10 protein-coding genes, 1 tRNA gene and 1 pseudogene are annotated in these 15,967 nt (G+C 60.0%); 3 read left to right on the forward strand and 9 right to left on the reverse strand.

Annotated elements, in window-relative coordinates; genetic code table 11:
• Positions 1–2: 2 nt before the first annotated feature.
• Genes ACLIRY_RS19955 through ACLIRY_RS19980 form a run of 6 tightly spaced genes read right to left on the reverse strand, consistent with a single transcriptional unit; the run spans position 3 to position 5,417 of the window.
• Entirely contained in the window at positions 3–614 is a 612-nt protein-coding gene (locus ACLIRY_RS19955) for a dihydroxyacetone kinase subunit L (RefSeq protein ID WP_413207185.1), read from the reverse strand.
• A 3-nt stretch (positions 615–617) separates the two neighbouring features.
• The gene (locus ACLIRY_RS19960; protein ID WP_413207186.1) at positions 618–1,613 is read right to left on the reverse strand and encodes a dihydroxyacetone kinase subunit DhaK; all 996 of its coding nucleotides are present in this window, start codon (positions 1,611–1,613) and stop codon (positions 618–620) included.
• Between the two features lie 22 nt (positions 1,614–1,635).
• On the reverse strand, positions 1,636–2,442 hold the full coding sequence (locus ACLIRY_RS19965; RefSeq protein ID WP_413207187.1) for an HpcH/HpaI aldolase family protein: 807 nt from the start codon (positions 2,440–2,442) through the stop codon (positions 1,636–1,638).
• Positions 2,439–3,962 (reverse strand): tripartite tricarboxylate transporter permease, encoded by a 1,524-nt coding sequence (locus ACLIRY_RS19970; protein WP_413207188.1) that lies wholly within the window; start codon positions 3,960–3,962, stop codon positions 2,439–2,441. The genes ACLIRY_RS19965 and ACLIRY_RS19970 overlap by 4 nt, the downstream gene beginning before the upstream one ends.
• 10 nt (positions 3,963–3,972) lie before the next feature.
• Positions 3,973–4,431, reverse strand: a complete 459-nt coding sequence (locus ACLIRY_RS19975) for a tripartite tricarboxylate transporter TctB family protein (protein WP_413207189.1) — start codon at positions 4,429–4,431, stop codon at positions 3,973–3,975.
• Positions 4,432–4,445: 14 nt separating this feature from the next.
• Positions 4,446–5,417, reverse strand: coding sequence for a tripartite tricarboxylate transporter substrate binding protein (locus tag ACLIRY_RS19980; RefSeq protein ID WP_413207190.1), 972 nt, complete (start codon positions 5,415–5,417; stop codon positions 4,446–4,448).
• Positions 5,418–5,562: 145 nt separating this feature from the next.
• Here ACLIRY_RS19980 and ACLIRY_RS19985 point away from each other — a divergent pair, with 145 nt between their 5' ends.
• Positions 5,563–6,564: a LacI family DNA-binding transcriptional regulator gene (locus ACLIRY_RS19985; protein ID WP_413207191.1), complete on the forward strand. Its 1,002-nt coding sequence runs from the start codon at positions 5,563–5,565 to the stop codon at positions 6,562–6,564.
• Positions 6,565–6,763: 199 nt separating this feature from the next.
• Here the strand turns inward: ACLIRY_RS19985 and ACLIRY_RS19990 are convergent, their stop codons facing one another.
• Together ACLIRY_RS19990 and ACLIRY_RS19995 are read right to left on the reverse strand one after the other, a co-directional pair.
• On the reverse strand, positions 6,764–12,190 hold the full coding sequence (locus tag ACLIRY_RS19990; protein WP_413207192.1) for an MG2 domain-containing protein: 5,427 nt from the start codon (positions 12,188–12,190) through the stop codon (positions 6,764–6,766).
• A gap of 578 nt (positions 12,191–12,768) precedes the next feature.
• Positions 12,769–13,209 carry a hypothetical protein gene (locus ACLIRY_RS19995; RefSeq protein WP_413207193.1) on the reverse strand — a complete coding sequence of 147 codons (441 nt, stop codon included), beginning with the start codon at positions 13,207–13,209 and terminating at the stop codon, positions 12,769–12,771.
• 600 nt (positions 13,210–13,809) lie between these two features.
• Between ACLIRY_RS19995 and ACLIRY_RS20000 the strand changes: the two genes are divergently transcribed.
• Positions 13,810–13,886, forward strand: a tRNA-Arg gene (locus tag ACLIRY_RS20000).
• 449 nt (positions 13,887–14,335) lie between these two features.
• Positions 14,336–15,142, forward strand: a pseudogene (locus ACLIRY_RS20005) (IS5 family transposase).
• Between the two features lie 16 nt (positions 15,143–15,158).
• Here the strand turns inward: ACLIRY_RS20005 and ACLIRY_RS20010 are convergent.
• Positions 15,159–15,875, reverse strand: a complete 717-nt coding sequence (locus ACLIRY_RS20010; RefSeq protein WP_413207194.1) for an ankyrin repeat domain-containing protein — start codon at positions 15,873–15,875, stop codon at positions 15,159–15,161.
• Positions 15,876–15,967: the final 92 nt, after the last annotated feature.

Below are 15,967 nucleotides of genomic sequence, written 5' to 3' on the forward strand. Positions count from 1 at the left end.
CGTCAGGGCGCGGCATCCGTGAAGCGCAGGGCTTGTGTGATCCGCAACAGGGCCAATTGTCCCGGGTCATCCTGGCCCACCGTCTTCTCCGCGAACATCCGGGCGCGCCCCGCCCGGTTTTCCTGTCCCTTGAAGCGCTCCAGCGTGTCCTCAACCGCCTTGATCGCGAGAGCGAGGGGATCATCGCTCCCCACCTCCTCCAGGGCCTTCACCTGTGCGTCGAGACCGTCGAGCACCGTCTTGTCCCCGAGACTGGATTTTCCCCGTTGAAGCATGGCATCCCGGGCGAGAGCCAGAAACCCGGCCAGCTCGGACAGCGCCATCCTGTCGCGTCCTTTCAGCGCCTTGGCCGCAGCCATGAAGCCCGTCGCGATCAACGTGCCGAAGGACGAAGGGGACGCCCGCTGAAACGCCTTCGATGCCTCGAAAAACGCCTGCCCGAGGTCGCTTGGTAGGGAGAGCGCAGCGCAGGCCGCGAACCCGTCGGCAACGGTCAAGCCAAGATCTCCGTCACCGACCTTGGCATCTGCGGCGCACAATTCATCCCTTGCGCCTTCTGCGCCCTTGGCGATACGGGTGAAGGCGTGCTGCAGCTCCTTCGATGTGATGTCCATGGCTCAGACCTTCCAGAATGCGCAGTCCGCTGGCGCACGAAGCAAGGTTTCGAGTTCGTCATCCAATCGAATGATACTCACGGTCGCACCGGTCATCTCCATGGAGGTGGCATAGCGCCCCACCAGGGGCATCACGATCTCCGCTCCCAGATCCGCGACCTTAGGAGCCAAGCGCCGGTAGAGGATGTAGAGTTCCTCCAACGGCGTCGCCCCCAGCGAATTCACCAGAACGGACACACGATCACCCGCCCCGAGGGGGCGGTCGGCCTGAAGGGTCTCGAACATCTCGTCGGCGATTTCGTCGGCGGTGCGCAGTTTCTCGCGACGGATGCCCGGCTCGCCATGGATCCCCATGCCCATTTCCATCTCGTCTTCGGCAATCGTAAAGGTGGGTTTGCCGACCTGCGGGATGATACAGGGAGTCATGGCCATACCGATGGAAACAACGGCGTCTGCGGCCTTCTGGGCAATGCGCGTGACCTCGTCGAGATCCGCCATGGCCTCCGCCGCCGCACCGGCGATTTTGTAACCATAGACCATCCCGCCGACGCCCCGGCGCTTTTCCCGCTCCGCTGCGGGGGCGGAGACCACGTCATCGGCCAGGACCACACTCGCCGTCCGGATATCATCCTCGAACCCGACCGTTTCACTGGCCATATCGAAGTTCATCACGTCGCCGCCGTAGTTGCCGTACAGGCAAAGGACACCGGCTCCCGCGTCGACGGCGCGGATCGTCTCGGCCATCTGGTCTGCGGATGGGGAGGCGAAGACATTGCCGATGGCGCAGCCGTCAAGCAGCCCTCGGCCCACATATCCCGTAAAAACCGGCAAGTGACCGGACCCACCACCGCTGACGATCCCCACCTTGCCCGGACGCTTGTCCCCGGCCCGGACCACGACCCGATGGGCATGCAGCCGATAGGTCTCCGGATGGGCCGCGACCAGCCCCTCCAGCATCTCATCGACATAGTTTTCCGGAGCATTGAGAAGCTTTTTCATGGGGTCTCTCCTTCCACGGATTTCAATAGCTGCGCGCGGCGGCGGCGGGAGTCGCCGTCTTGGGGGCAAGCTCCTGGAGCATTTCGTTGCGCGCCGTCCGGGCCGCAGCGAAGAGCATCGCGATATCGTTCGGGCCGATAATGAACCGATAGCCTGCCTCCTGCAGCGCTGCCCAGCTCCGTCCTCCACCGAGAATAGTACCGAGCCCAATGCCGGCCTCCCCACAGACCCTCTCGATTTCCCCCTTGGCGCGTGCGAGATCGGGATGTTCGAGTTGCTCAAGAAGCCCCATCGAAGCAGCGAGGTCGTTCGGCCCGACAAAGACCATATCGACCCCCTCGATGGCTCCAATTTCGCGGAGGTGCGGCAGCGTTTCAATATGCTCACATTGCACCATCAGCAGCAGATCGTCGTGCGCTTCCTGGGCATAGGTGGCCCACCGTCCATATCCGGACGCGCGCACGATGGGGGCAGCGTAACCGCGACCACCCCGACCGGGATAGCGGCAAGACTGGACGATAGACCGAGCTTGGTCTGGCGTATTGACCATGGGCACAATAATGGACCTTGCGCCCCGATCCAGGGCCCGTTTGAGCGTCGTGTCACTTCCGTCGGGAACCCGCAGGACGGCTTCGCCCCCGGCGGCCTGAACGGCCCGGATCAAGCCCAACCCCTCCTCAAGCCCGGCGGCACCGTGTTCGCAATCGATCACGACCACATCCCATCCGGCATTGACCAGGATATCGGCGGCTTCCGCCGACCCCATGTCGAGCCAGGTGGCCGTGACGGTTTCGCCCTTCAGCAGGCGTTGCTTGATTGTGTTCGTCATGTGGGAATTCCTTGGGTTTCAGAGGCGCGTGCGGCCAGAATGGTCCGGGTGATCCGGAACAGGCAGCCAGCCCAGACGATAAGGGTGATGATCCCGAGAACCAGGGACACATCGCGGGAGAAGAACGCCGCGAAATGCCCCTCCGACTTGATCATCGAGGTCATGAAATTTTGTTCAAGCACCTTGCCGAGAACGATCCCAAGGATCGCCGGCCCCACAGGGATCTCAACGAGGACCATGAAATATCCAAGCAGTCCGAGAACCAGAATGATCCAGATCGAAAAGCTCGACCCTGTAACCGCGTAGCCACCGATGAGCGAAAGAGCCAGGATCAGCGGCATGAGAGCGGATTTGGGCAACCGCAGAAGCTGGCTCGCCAACATGATGGCCACTCCCCCGGTCAGGACCATCAAGACATTGGACAGGGCGAAAGCGCCGAACAGGGTGTAAACAATCTCGCCGCTCCGCTGGAAGATATCGGGTCCGGGGGCCATCCCCTTCATCATCAAAACCCCGATGGCGATGGCCGTCACACTGTCGCCGGGGATGCCAAAGACCAGCGCCGGTGTCCAGGCGCCTGCAATGGCCGCGTTGTTCGAGGCCCCACCGTCGACCAGCCCCTCGAAATGCCCCTTTCCGAACCGCTCCGGTGTTTTGGACATCCGGCGGGATACCGCGTAGGACACCCAGGCCGCCACATCCGCCCCCGCACCGGGAAGCATGCCGATGAAGACACCGAAGGCGCTCGACCGCAGAATGTTTTTCCAGCGACCGAAAACTTCCCGCGCTGCACCGCGAAGGGCCTGACCGAGCGGCTCCATCATGATCGGCAGAGCCACACCCTGCCGACCGCTTTCCAAACGCAGACTGCGAAACAGCTCGGCCAAGGCAAAGAAACCGATCATGCCCGAAATAAAATCAACCCCGTCATACAGGTCATAGAAGCCGAAGGTGAAACGCGGGATCCCCACAGCCACGTCAATCCCCACCGATGAAATCGCGAGGCCGATGAACAGGGAGGCCACGGTCTTCGCCGGTGTGGCATTGGCAACGAAGACGGCGCAGCTCAATCCCAGGGCGGCGAGCCAGAACATTTCATAGCTCGAGAAAGAGGTCGCGAAGCGGGCCAGATAGGGGGTGAAAAAGGCCAAGACAAGAACCCCCAACACCCCCCCCATGGATCCGGTGAAAAGCGAGGTGAACAGCACCGTCCTGGCTTGTCCACCATGGGCAAGAGTCGCGCTGTCATCAACATAGGCCGCTGATGCGGGCGTACCGGGAATGCGCAGAAGGGCTCCGGAGATATCACCGGCAAAAATTGCCGTGCTGGTGGTTGCGACAATGGCGGTAATGGCCTGAACGGGCTGCATAAAAAAGGTGAAGGGAACCAGAAGCGCCACCGCCATGGTCGCGGACAATCCCGGTAGGGCGCCGACCAGGGACCCGTAAAGGGTACAAATGAGAATCGTCGCCAATAGGGAGGGATCAAGTAAGTTCAGAAGGATCGTGGTTACGTCCATAATACCGTCCTCACCAAGCGAAGGACTCAAGAAAGCCCCATGGCAGGGTAACTCTCATGACGGAATAAAAGAGCAGATGCAAACCGATCGTGGCAAAAGCGGCGAGAGCACAGGCCGGTCCCCACCGCCCCCCAAACAATCGGGAAGCCAGAACCAGCAATGGAAAGGTCGCCAAATGGAACCCAACAAAGTCGAGAACCAGTCCATAGAGGACGATAAGCCCGACCAGCTGGCCACACCGCCCCGCGAGCGGCCAATCAATCCGGATTGCGCAGGCGCGGTCCCGGCGCGGACGACTGAACAGCACCAGACCTCCGGAAAGCATCAGACCGGAAGCAACCAATTTCGGGAAGAATCCGGCGCCATATTCCAAGCCTGCGGGGGTGGGATACCCCCGCGCGACAAGGAACATGACCAAGCCCGAAATCAGCAGAAGCAGAGCGGTCAGCATGTCCCTGGAAAGACGCATTGTCGCATCCTCCCCTACTTGGCCATGCCGGCCGCCTTAATCGTATCGCCAAGGCTCTTCTCGTAACCGGCCATGATCTTTTCAAGATCCTCCGCCGATCCCCAATCCACGGCACCGCCACGGCTTTTTTGGAATTCAGCCCAATCCGGGCTGGCCATGACGTCTTTGATCGCCTTCTCATAGGAACAGGCGATGGAGGCCGGCAGGTCCTTTGGACCGGAGATCGTGGTGTAGGCTGCCATGGTCCAATGGCTTGGCAGGAGGTCATAGGTGGTGGGAACGTTCGGGAAGCCCGGGTTCGGCGTCTTGCTCATGACCGCAAGCGCGCGCACCTCTCCGGAGTCAATCAAGGCCTTCCCTTCTTCAAGCGAAGGCGTCACCACATCCACGCCACCGGCGAGCAGTTCCTGCATGGCGCTCGCCGATCCCTGGGACGGAATCCAGCGGATCGCGTCCGAAGGCATGCCCTCTGCGTTGAGCATACCCGCCAACGCCAAATGCCAGATCCCGCCCAATGAGGTGCCGGAGCCCTTCAACTCACCCGGATGGGCGCGAGCATAGTCCAGCAATTCGCCGAGGGTCTGGAACTTGCTGTCCTTGCCCACCATAACGCTGGCCGCAGGCTGCAGCATCTTGGAAATCGGCGTAATGTCCTTGTAGGTCAGATCGGTCAGACCGAAGAAGTGCATGGTGTTGATTTCAACGGTGACAGCCCCGATCGTGTACCCATCGGGTTTCGCCCGTGAAATGGCACTATGGCCGGTCACGCCATTGCCACCGGTCCGATTGACCACGTTGAAGGGTTCGTCGAACCTCTTCTGCAGAAGATTGGCCATCATCCGCGCATTGCTGTCGGTCGTTCCTCCGGCACCCCAGGGGACAATCACCGTAACCGGCCGCTCTGGCACCCAGTCACAGTCTGCCGAAGCCTCTCCGGCCACCATGATCACAGCGGCGGCCACTGCGCAAAGCATCAGTTTTTTCATAACATCCTCCCAGATTTTTTTTATGGGTCCGTCTTTGGTTTTTTCTAAACCTGCCCAATATGAATGCACTTGTCAAAGGATTTAGTGGAACGTTTGACAAGCCGAAAACGCATAGATCAAGCCCGGTCATGTCGAGGAGAAATCGATGGCAGAGAGAATTACGCTGAAGGATATCGCCCGCCATGTGGGGCTCTCGATCTCGGGGGTGTCCCTGGCCTTGCGGGCCGATCCGCGTGTTCCTGCGGAAACGGTCCGACGAGTCCGGGAAGCAGCCGACGAGCTCGGCTATGTGCAAAACCTGGCGGCGGCCAATCTGCGGACATCACGCAGCGACACCATTGCCGTCTGCCTGGGTGACCTGTCGAACCCGATCTTCAACGACATCCTGATCCGCGCGGAAGAGGAGATCGACCGGCGCGGCAAGCGGATGATGTTGGGCGTGAGCCGGGAAGACATCGAGCGGCAGGACGACTTTATCCGTCAGGCCCTGCGCATGGGCGCGGAGGCCCTGCTGCTGTGTCCAGCCTATGACACCACCGCCGATATTCTGGCAAAGGTGTTGCTCCGCGATGGGAAACCTCGCCTGCCCACCGCACTGCTCTTTCGGTCCATAGATGGATTTCCCTGTCCCCAAGTTGCGTCGGACGAGGTGGAGGCCGGGCGCCTCGCAGGACGGCTCGCGCTGCGCTCCGGGCATCGGAGATTTGTCTGGATCGGTGGAGGATCACATACCAGTGTCGCGCGCGACCGGCAGTTTGGCGCCCTGGAGGTCCTGGAACAAGCCCAGCCTCGGAACGTGACGGTCATCAACGGACCGACCTCGCGACAGTTCGGATATGAAACCGCACACCGGATCCTGATGGACGATCCGGTGGGGGACCTCTGCTTTCTCTGTTTCAGCGACCTGATTGCGCTGGGCGCCCTATCCGCCTGCCATGCGCTCGGAAAACTCGTTGGAGAAGCGGTCTCTGTCATCGGGTGCGATGACATGGACGAGGTCAAATATTCGGTTCCGCCCCTCTCCACGGTCCATATCGATATCCCGGGAATCGTGCGGCTCGGCATGAAGGCGGCCCTTGACGGCGATGTGGCCTCCCGAACGACGCTCGCCCCCAGACTGAAAGAGAGAAAAAGCGTGCGTCCGTGAGACCACCTGAGACCACAGCGACTCGAGGAAGAAACCTCTCCAAAGCCTTAGAGTGCTCCGAGATCAAGTTGGGGCACTTTGCGGTCACGGGACATGACAGGGAGGCCCGTCACGGGGCTTTGCCAATCGCCCAAAAATGACGAGACATTGTACTGTGCTTTGCGGCCCAACTTGATCTCGAAGGCACTCTAAACTCACTCTAGCGCGCGTTCACCACCAAGGATCCAGCCGCAGCATTGGCCCGCAGTTCGGGACGGTACATGTCCTCCACCGCCACGCCCGGGGCCAGATACTGACCGGGACTGACGGCGCGAACGACATAGGCAATGGTAAAACGCGGCTCGGCGGGATTAACCGTCACGGCGGCAACATATCTGTCGTCCCGGGCCTCCACATGGTCGGTTGGGGAGAGGTCCGGCAGCCATCCCAGGGCCTCTGCATCGGCGCCGCCAAGACGGGGATTTTCGATCTCCAATCCCGCAGGCAACAGGTCGACCACCAACAGGGCATTGCCCCGTCCGGCGTCCAGCGCCTTGGGATCCCGCGCCTCGCCCTGGATGACCATCACCAACAGATCGTTCTGGGTCACCTTGCCCGAGGCCAAGGGTTTGCCGTCCAGGGTATGCAGGGTCGCCTTGATCGCCAGCCCCGCGCTTTCCGCCGGAGGCGGTGCCAGGGGCAAGCCGTCCACCGCAGCCACAACCCGCAGAGACCCTGCCCCATCGTTGGTGAGGTCCACCCCCTGTTGGAGCTGGTCAAACGCCACGGGCAAGGAGACCGTCGCCTTCCCCTCCTCGACATCCCTGCCGTCGACGGAGGCCCGCACCGTCCCCTGCACCTGGGCCAGGGCATGGGCCGCCATCAGCAGCCATCCCCGCTCCTGGGTGGACGGGTGCCGGGTGCCAGCCTGAAGGTTGGCTACCGTATCAGCCAGTCCGAGCATATTCCCATCCAACAGGCCGCTTTCAACCCCAAGGGTCAAGACCGCAGCCCGGTCCCGCAATTCGGATCCGTAATCCCAGGAGTTCGGCGCCCTGCTCATATCCAAGGAGACGGGGCGAATGGGATTGTCCAGACTATCCAATCCCGCCAGGGGAACGGACAGCGCCCGCTCCCGATCGCCCAGGAGAGCCAGGGCCGCAGCGGTCTGCATCCGACCCAGGCCGGTGGGAATGCGCGACAGGTAGACATCGTTGAAATAGCGCACCCGCCCCAGGTCGATGGCGCCTGCCCGGGCCAACACATAATGGGCATAGGCCGCTGCGGGCAATTCGGCATCGCGGAAGTCCCCATCGGCGACCAGACGGTTCAGGTAAGCCAAACCCCGTTCCAGGGCGAAACCGGGAACGGCAACCCCGTTGTCCCGGGCACGCAGCAGGAAATCCATGGCGTAGGCGGACAACCAGGGCTGCACCCCCCCATTGGAGTCCCAAAGGGCGAAACCGCCATCGGCCCGCTGCATGTTGACAATGCGCGCGATATCCAGGGAGAGCACATCCCGGCCATTCCACCCCTTCCAGACCGCGTCCGCGTCCAGGTCCGCGCCATAGAGCCCCACCCAGGACCGGCTCACCGTCTGTTCCAAACAGCCATAGGGGTAATAGCGCAGGGCGCTGGCATGGCGCAGGGGATCCAGGTTGGGCAGGGTCGAGAGCGTCAGGGCCACATCCACCGTATCCGGGGCGAACCCATCAAGAATGCCCCCGTCCAACCGGGCCCAGCCATCGGGCGCCAGATCCATGCTTCGGGCCAAGGTCATGCGTGGGCCGCCGGGGCGCACACCCAGAGACCAAGTGCTCACCCGCTCCGATCCGTCAGGACCACGTAGGATCATTGTCACCTGACTGGACCCGACACCCCGCCCCAGCAGGGTGAAGCGCTGCACGGCCTTCTGTCCCGGCGCCAAAGACCGGGCCATCGGCCCCTCCTCCACCGACACCGCGCCACGGGCGACAACCTCGGTGGTCCAGGTCCCGTTCGGACCATCGACGTTATCCAGGGTCACGGTCATGCTTCCCCGGTCGCCAGGGGCGAGGAAACGGGGCAGGCTGGCAAGCGCCACCACCGGATCCCGGGCAACCATATCGGCTTCGGCATCACCCACGGCATTGGCTGAGAAGGCCACGGCCATCAAACGCAACCGGCCATTGAAGTCGGGGATATCCAGGGGCACGACGACCCGTCCGTCCGCGTCAGCCCTCAGGATGCCGGAGAACAGGGCGACCGTTTTCACCGAACTGTCGGGCAGCCCGCCAAGCTGGCGCCCGCTGGCGTCCCCGCCCTCGCGCAGACGCCCGGGCCGACCGTCGGCGGCCCGCAGCAGACGCCCATAGGCGTCCCGATAGGCCAACCCCAGGTCCCGCTTGCCATGGTAATAGTCGACGGGATCGGGGGATTTAAAATCGGTCAGGCTGAGTATGCCCTCATCCACAGCGGCGAGGGTCACATAAACCGGTCCCCGATCGCCGGTCACCGTCACCGGAACCTGCACCGTCTGGCGGGGCCGGATGACCTCTGGCGCGTCGATGGCCACCATGAGGGTCCGATCGCTGGTGTCCACGGGCACCCAGGCAACCCCCATGGCCCGGCCGGGTCCCTGGGCCGCTCCGCCCCGGGTTCCGGGTCCGCTTGCGGCTGCGGCTCCCGTCCCGGCGGGCGTCTCGCCCGGGCGGAAGGCGGTGGCCACCACATAGGCGCCCACGCCCCAGGCCTCGGTCACCGGAAGCTCCACGGTCAGGCCGTCTTCGGGCAGGGTCACATTGAGGACGTCCAACACCCGATCCGTCACCACGGAGACCAGAGCCTGTCCGGCGAAGGGAGCGTCAATATGCAAGCGGGCCGTAGCGCCGGTCTTGGCGGTCTCGCCTTCCAGGGTCACGTCCATGGTGTCGGGGCTGTCTTTGCCCTCCAGGTCCGAGACCCACCAGCCCGCATGGAACCGGCGGGAGCTCGCGGCGAGCGAGCCGCCCGCGTCGGAGACCTCCATCCGGTAATTGCCCCAGTCCACCTGGGCCTCCACATGGGCCAATCCATCGGCTCCGGTCTCGACCCGGCCCGATGCCGCCGTCTCGTCGGTCACGGTGCGGGTGTAGTTCCAGGATCCGCCGCTCTGGTACCAGGAGTAATGGGCGACCTCCTTATAGAGCACCCAATCGACGGCCCGGCCCGGCACCGGAGCGCCCTGGGCATCCAAGGCGAGAATATCATGGGCAACGCTGGCGCCTTCGGCCACCTCGTCGCCGTCAAAATCCGGACGCAACCCCAGGGCCAAGGGAAGATGGCGGACCGGCAGGACGATGGTCCGCGCCACGCCCCGGCCCCCGGCGTCAAAGACCGACACCCGGGTCATGGCCCGCAAGGGGTGGGAGGTATCGGGCAGGGCGTCCAGGGTCACGGGAACAGACAGCTCCCCCTTGTCCCCGGTGCGACCTTCCGGCAGGGGAAAGCGGCGGGGCTCGTAGGACTCCTGAACCAGACCGAAGGCATAGTCCTTATAATTCGGGAAGGGATTGGGATCGGGCAGCAGGGTAACTTCCGTCTCCACCAGTTGCCCGGCGACGGGCGCGCCATAGAGGTACTGGGCATCGCCCGACACGGTCACCGGCGGGGCGTCACCATGGGTGGCATCGATCACCGGTGCGTCCGCCGTCAGGGACAGCTCCATGGTCTGGGGAACGAAGTCCTCCACGGCGAAGGAGACCCGGCCCACGGGGGGGGCCTCGGGATCCACATGGGCGGTGATGGTCCAGGTTCCCGTCCGCGCGTCGCGCAACAGGGGAATGTCCGTATCATATCCGCCGCTCTGGTCGTGGCTGAGGACGCGGCTGTCCACCTCGACCCCATCGGGACGCAGAACCTTGATCGTCAGGGGCAGGCCGGAGAGGGCCCGCGCCCCCGTGTCGCGCAACAGGGCGGCCAAGTGAACGGTTTCCCCGGGCCGATAGATCCCCCGCTCCGTATAGAGGTAGGCGTCCAGCGGCCCCGGCGCGGCGCGGCCTCCCACCCCCCGATCGCTCAGATCGAAGGCGGGTCCGGTGATGTCGAGGAAGGCGAAATCACCGTTCCGCCCATAGGCCATAACCCAAGTGGGGGTCCGCCCCCGATCCCCGGCCAACAGCCCCGGCTGGAAGCGGGCCATGCCGTTCCGGTCGGTCACAGCGGTACCCAGTTCCTCGTTGTTGCGGGCCAGCAGGGTCAGACCGACGCCCGCGAGGGGCCGACCATCGGCCAAGCCCCGAGTAAAGACGGACAGACCGTCCGCCCCCTGGGCAGTCTGCAGGCCCAGATCGGTGATGAGCAGCCACTGGGCCGGATATTCCCACCGCTGGGTGGCGCCGCCCAATTCGTCCTCCACCGTCACCAGATAGAGGCCCGGCTGGGGGTCGGACAGAATGCTGTCCAGCGGGATCACCGTCGTGGCTTCCTGGTTCAGGGGGGAGTTCAACTCCAGAGTCCCCTTCCACACCTGTTCTCCGGACTCGTCAGCAATTTTCTCGGCCTCATAAGATCCGATGGAAGAGGACAACCCGCCGTCGCGCAATTGGGCGGCCATGGCCCGGTCATTGACCCGCAACACGGTCATGGTGACCTGATCGACGTTGACGCTTTGGACGGCGATGTCCCGCTTGCCCTGGGCGGGCAGGATATAGGCGTTGCCGGGGAAGGCCACGCGGGGCTGGCGATTGCGCACCCGCTCCTGCACGGTCACCGCATGGGCCAGGGTTGCTCCCCCCTCCGCAGGCAGACCGGGGCGCAGGGTCAGCGTCACGTCAGCGCCATGGGGCGGGCCGTCGACGCAGAGCTCCTTGCCATGGAGGGTGACGGCAATATCGACCTTGGGCTCGATGGTGACGAACTCGGCCATATCCGAGGCCCGGGCCGGATCGGGGGCGGCTGTCAACTCCAGGCAGATGCGCGGCACATCCCGGTCGCTTTCCACCCGGGTCCGGCGCACGGCGAGGCTTTCGCCGGTCAGGGCCTTGATGCCGTTATCGGCTTCGTCGCTGGGAATGGCGGCATTGGCCCGCTTGAACAGGTCGAGGGCAAGAGAATCCTGGCCCAGGGCCATTTCCAACTCGGCCGTGCGCAACAATCCCTCGGCCCGGGCGGCGGCCTTGGGCGATTCCATGGCGTGGAGATAGGCCGCGAGAACGGCCCGGGGTTCCGGCCCTTCGGCGTTATCATAAAGGCGAGAGAGCACCAACCAGCGGTCCGGCGTCTTGAGTCCGGCCCGCAGGGCCTGCTCCCATCTCCGGATGGCGGCCCACCAGTCGCCTTTGTCCGCCTGTCGCTGGGACTCGGCGACCTGGGTGGTAACCTCATCGGAATTGGGTTCGACGCGATAGAGGACCTCATCCCGGAAGCCGGTGGCGTGTTCGGTCAGGGCGCGAAGCTCCTCTCCCGCCTTGCCTGGGGCCTGGGCCTGGGCGCCGACGGGATCGATCAACAGGGCCGCAGCCCAGCACACCAGCCCCATCGCCAACAGAAAGAGCGGCGCGAGGGAAACAGGGACTCCCCAGGAGGGCTCGATGGGTGCGACGGGGCAGTCCTTGCCCTGGCCGATTCGGTGTCCGGTTCTATCTCCGACACTCTGAGATTCGGCCATGAGCCGCGCGCCAAGTCGCATGGGAAGCCTCCCGCCTTATTGGCGCTCCTTGCGTCGATCCATTCTGGACCACGGGGAAGCACCGTTTGTTTCACTGGTCCACGTCCACCCTCCCCTTCCCCAGAAAACCGGGATAGAGAGATCCAGGGTAGAGAGATAAGAATAGTCTCGCGGGAAATTGTGGCAAAAACCAGCCCCCTTGACCGGAAACAGTAGAAAAAACTGTGGTTTTCTAGGGCTTGCAGGGGGCGCACTCCGCTTCCTTGGAATCCGACCATTTCGACCGACCATGGGCTTTACCCAGATCCGCAACGGATCCAAGCACTATTTCACAGCATGCCAAAGTTAAATAGGGGCAGATCAATACTTTCAATCGAACGAGAAAAAACCTGAGGCGATACAGTTAATCACCCCTCCTGCTTTACATCTGCACCGCCTCTTAGTGGAAACTAAAGGGATATCAGATTACCAGAAGCTGCTGTTTGATTAAGCTTTTCTGAGCGGATGCTTCGACGACCGCAGACACGGCTTCTACTCTCTGGACATACTGTCCCTCTGGTGGAGTTCGCACGCCTGAAACGCACCGCAGATTGGATATTTCAATCTTCTTGATCTGCAAGACCTTTCCCCTCTTCATCTGCCAAGTCTTTAAACCACTCGATTACCTTCAAATGCATACTAAACATAGAATAAAACAACAACCCTCCAATGATTAGAGATATGGGATTTGAGTAAATTTCAATTAAAACTTGATACCACTTCAACCCCCTGAAGTTCACTGAACCGCCTGAAAATACCACTCCAAAATAGGCGCCAACTATTGACCAAAATAACGAAAACAAGGCGGACATGATTAAATTTAACGGCTTTATATTGAATGCGAAAAAAAATCCAAATAACATACCAAATCCCGCGTACCAACTCTCAAACAAAAAACCTCCAAAAACCGCAAAAATCATCATTTCAAAAAAAATAATCTTGATTGAATTGTCATAAAATCTTACTTGAGAAATTTTTCTTAATATTCTCTTAGACGACAATTAATATCCTCCCTCACTTTAACTTATAAGAACAAGGATAAACCACATGAAGTTGATTGTAAATAACCATAGAATGGAAGCAAGACGCCTGACAAACGACCTAAAGGCGTAAAATTACGAAAATTCACTTTTAGAGCAGAGGGCAAATCGAGACATGCGTTCCCTCCGAAAAGAAAAAAATTGACATATACATCAGCCCTGCAACAAACAAGCCCAACAAACCAAAAAAAACCAAAAAACAACTTAAATTCACAACGACGCACGTTAATATAAAGTCACTAATATAAAAATATATCTTTATAAATAAATCGCGTGATTGACAATAACGTTTTCACTTGAATAGCGAGACTTTAAATTAGATGGCACGGGGACAGCGGCCAGAACCGCCCCTGTATCCGGGTCCTTCGGCTCGACCAGGGAGGCAAGAGAAAACCAACCTCTGGTCAGCCGCCTCAAGACTGGCGCGCAGACGCTGCCCCACCCCCTGACTGGAAACAGAAGAAAAAATCGTGGTTTTTTCCGGGACTTTTCGATGTCTCTCCAGGAGTGTCAGGTCAGGCGTTGCGCCGGGGGAGCACCATGGGTATAAACGGTGTGCGTGTCTCCGTAGCTCAGCAGGATAGAGCACAGGATTCCTAATCCTGGGGCCGTGGGTTCGAATCCCGCCGGGGACACCATTTTCTTTATGCAAAACAATGCTCTACCATTCTTTGAACGATGGTCCATTTCTTTATTTGACCAAAAGCAAGGACAGCCAAATAACCCTTACGCTGCGTCCTGCGGCGGATCAACAAAATAAAATTTCTATATTTACGCAAGAGATTTATTTCACACAATCTTATTTACGAGGCCACCCTAGTAATATTTCTGAAAATGTTTTCCTAGTTCCAATTTTATATGAAATTCCTGCAATAGTTATTAAAATAGCAACAACAAGTCTCGCTTGGGAAAACGCAATACTCCTCGTGAGTTCAGAAATACTGAGTTTATCAATGTCGTGTGGCACTGCCTTTTTATGGTTGCTTACATCGGCTTTCCAACTCTGAGAGCCTGATTGGAAAAGAGTTGAGTGATTTCAGCTATTTGTGATTCCTTGGTTGGTATTGAAGCAACCGGGAGACACAACATGAGGACTGGAATCACTCGCACCAAGTATGAACGGACGGGTCGGCGTTACGCAAGCGATGCTACTGATGCGGAATAGGCTTTGATTGCGCCTTTACTGCCGGGACCAAAGCGTGTGGGGCAGCCACGCACGACGGATCTGCGGGACGCCTTCGACGCGATCCTTGACATGGCCGCCACGGGGTGCCAATGGCGCATGTTGCCGAATGATTTCCCACCCGTGTCCACTGTGCGGGGCTACTTCTACGACTGGTGCGCACGGTGAACCATCATCTTGTCATGGCGGCACGAGAGGCGGTCGGGCGTGAGGCAAGCCCGACCCCGCCGTGATCGATAGCCAGAGCGTGAAAACAACGGAAAGCGGCGGGATTGCGGGCTACAACGCAGGCAAGAAGATCAAGGGCCGCAAGCGCCATATCGTCGCCGACACGCTGGGGCTGTTGGTCGGCCTGAACATCCACGGAGCCGACATCCAGGATTGGGACGGACAGCCGACCGTGCTCGCCTCGATCCGCCCTTGGTTGCGTCACGTGTTCGCCGATGGTGGCTATGCGGGGCCCAAACTCCGGGGCTCCTTGGAGAAACTCGGGGAGTGGACCTTGGAAATCGTGAAGCGCACTGATAAAGCAAAGGCTTCGAAGTTCTTCCCCGACGATGGGTCGTCGAACGCACCTTCGCCTGGCTTGGACGGTGCCGACACCTCGCCAAGGATTGGGAGAGATCAACCCTCTCCTCCGAGGCTTGGCTCAATGTCGCCCATATCCGCCTTACTACCAGGAGGATCGCAAGATATTGCTATCCTTCATAGAGTTTTGAGTCGGGCTCTAAGAAACTAACCCTGGTCTCGCTATTGGAGGAGTGCGGGTAACTTTGGTGAGGATTTCGACCGCTTCATTTGATCGTTCGTTGATCGCGTGATCCAGAGCAGTCCAATTTTTGGCCCATTTCAATGCGCATTTTCGGTCGGGATCCGCGCCTGCTCGCAAGAGCACTTCTATTGCCAAAGGTAGATTTTTTCGTGCCGCAAGCATCAAAACACTTTGTGGGGCATGAATTGGTTGCTCTACATTCGCACCAGCATCAATCAGTTTGGCCATGAGTTGCGAAATACCCAGATCGCCGATATCGGCGTGGGTACAAAAACTCAAGGGCGTTGCTCCATCATCTGCACGTTCAAATTTTGTAGATGCCCCTGAATTCAGCAGTAGGTCAACCGCTTCGGGGTCTCCACAGGACGCTGCTTCCATGAGAACCGTTATGCCGATGCTGTTAACTACTTCTATGTCTGCCCCTAATTCAATAAGTAGTTTTGCCTCTGAAATGTTTCCCTCTTGTACTGCGAGGAATAATGGAGTTTTCTTTATAGAGGCTCCCATGATCGTCGATATAGCAATGTTAACGTCCACATTTTTATGTCGAATGAGATTTTTTATTGTCGCTTCATCGCCATCGAAGGCAGCGACATGAAGGGCCTCCAACGGCGTTTCGGGGCGAATGCGGTGATGGAAAAAATCAATGAGTCGTCCAAGTCCTCCACGCATATTCTTTTCCCATTTCTCTTACTGACGTTAAGGTATTTCGAATTATCGGCAGTAAGGGTTTGCATTCACCCTCAGATTTTCTTGTCAAGACA

The sequence above is a fragment of the Rhodospirillum sp. A1_3_36 genome, assembly GCF_047263945.1.
GTDB lineage: Bacteria > Pseudomonadota > Alphaproteobacteria > Rhodospirillales > Rhodospirillaceae > Rhodospirillum.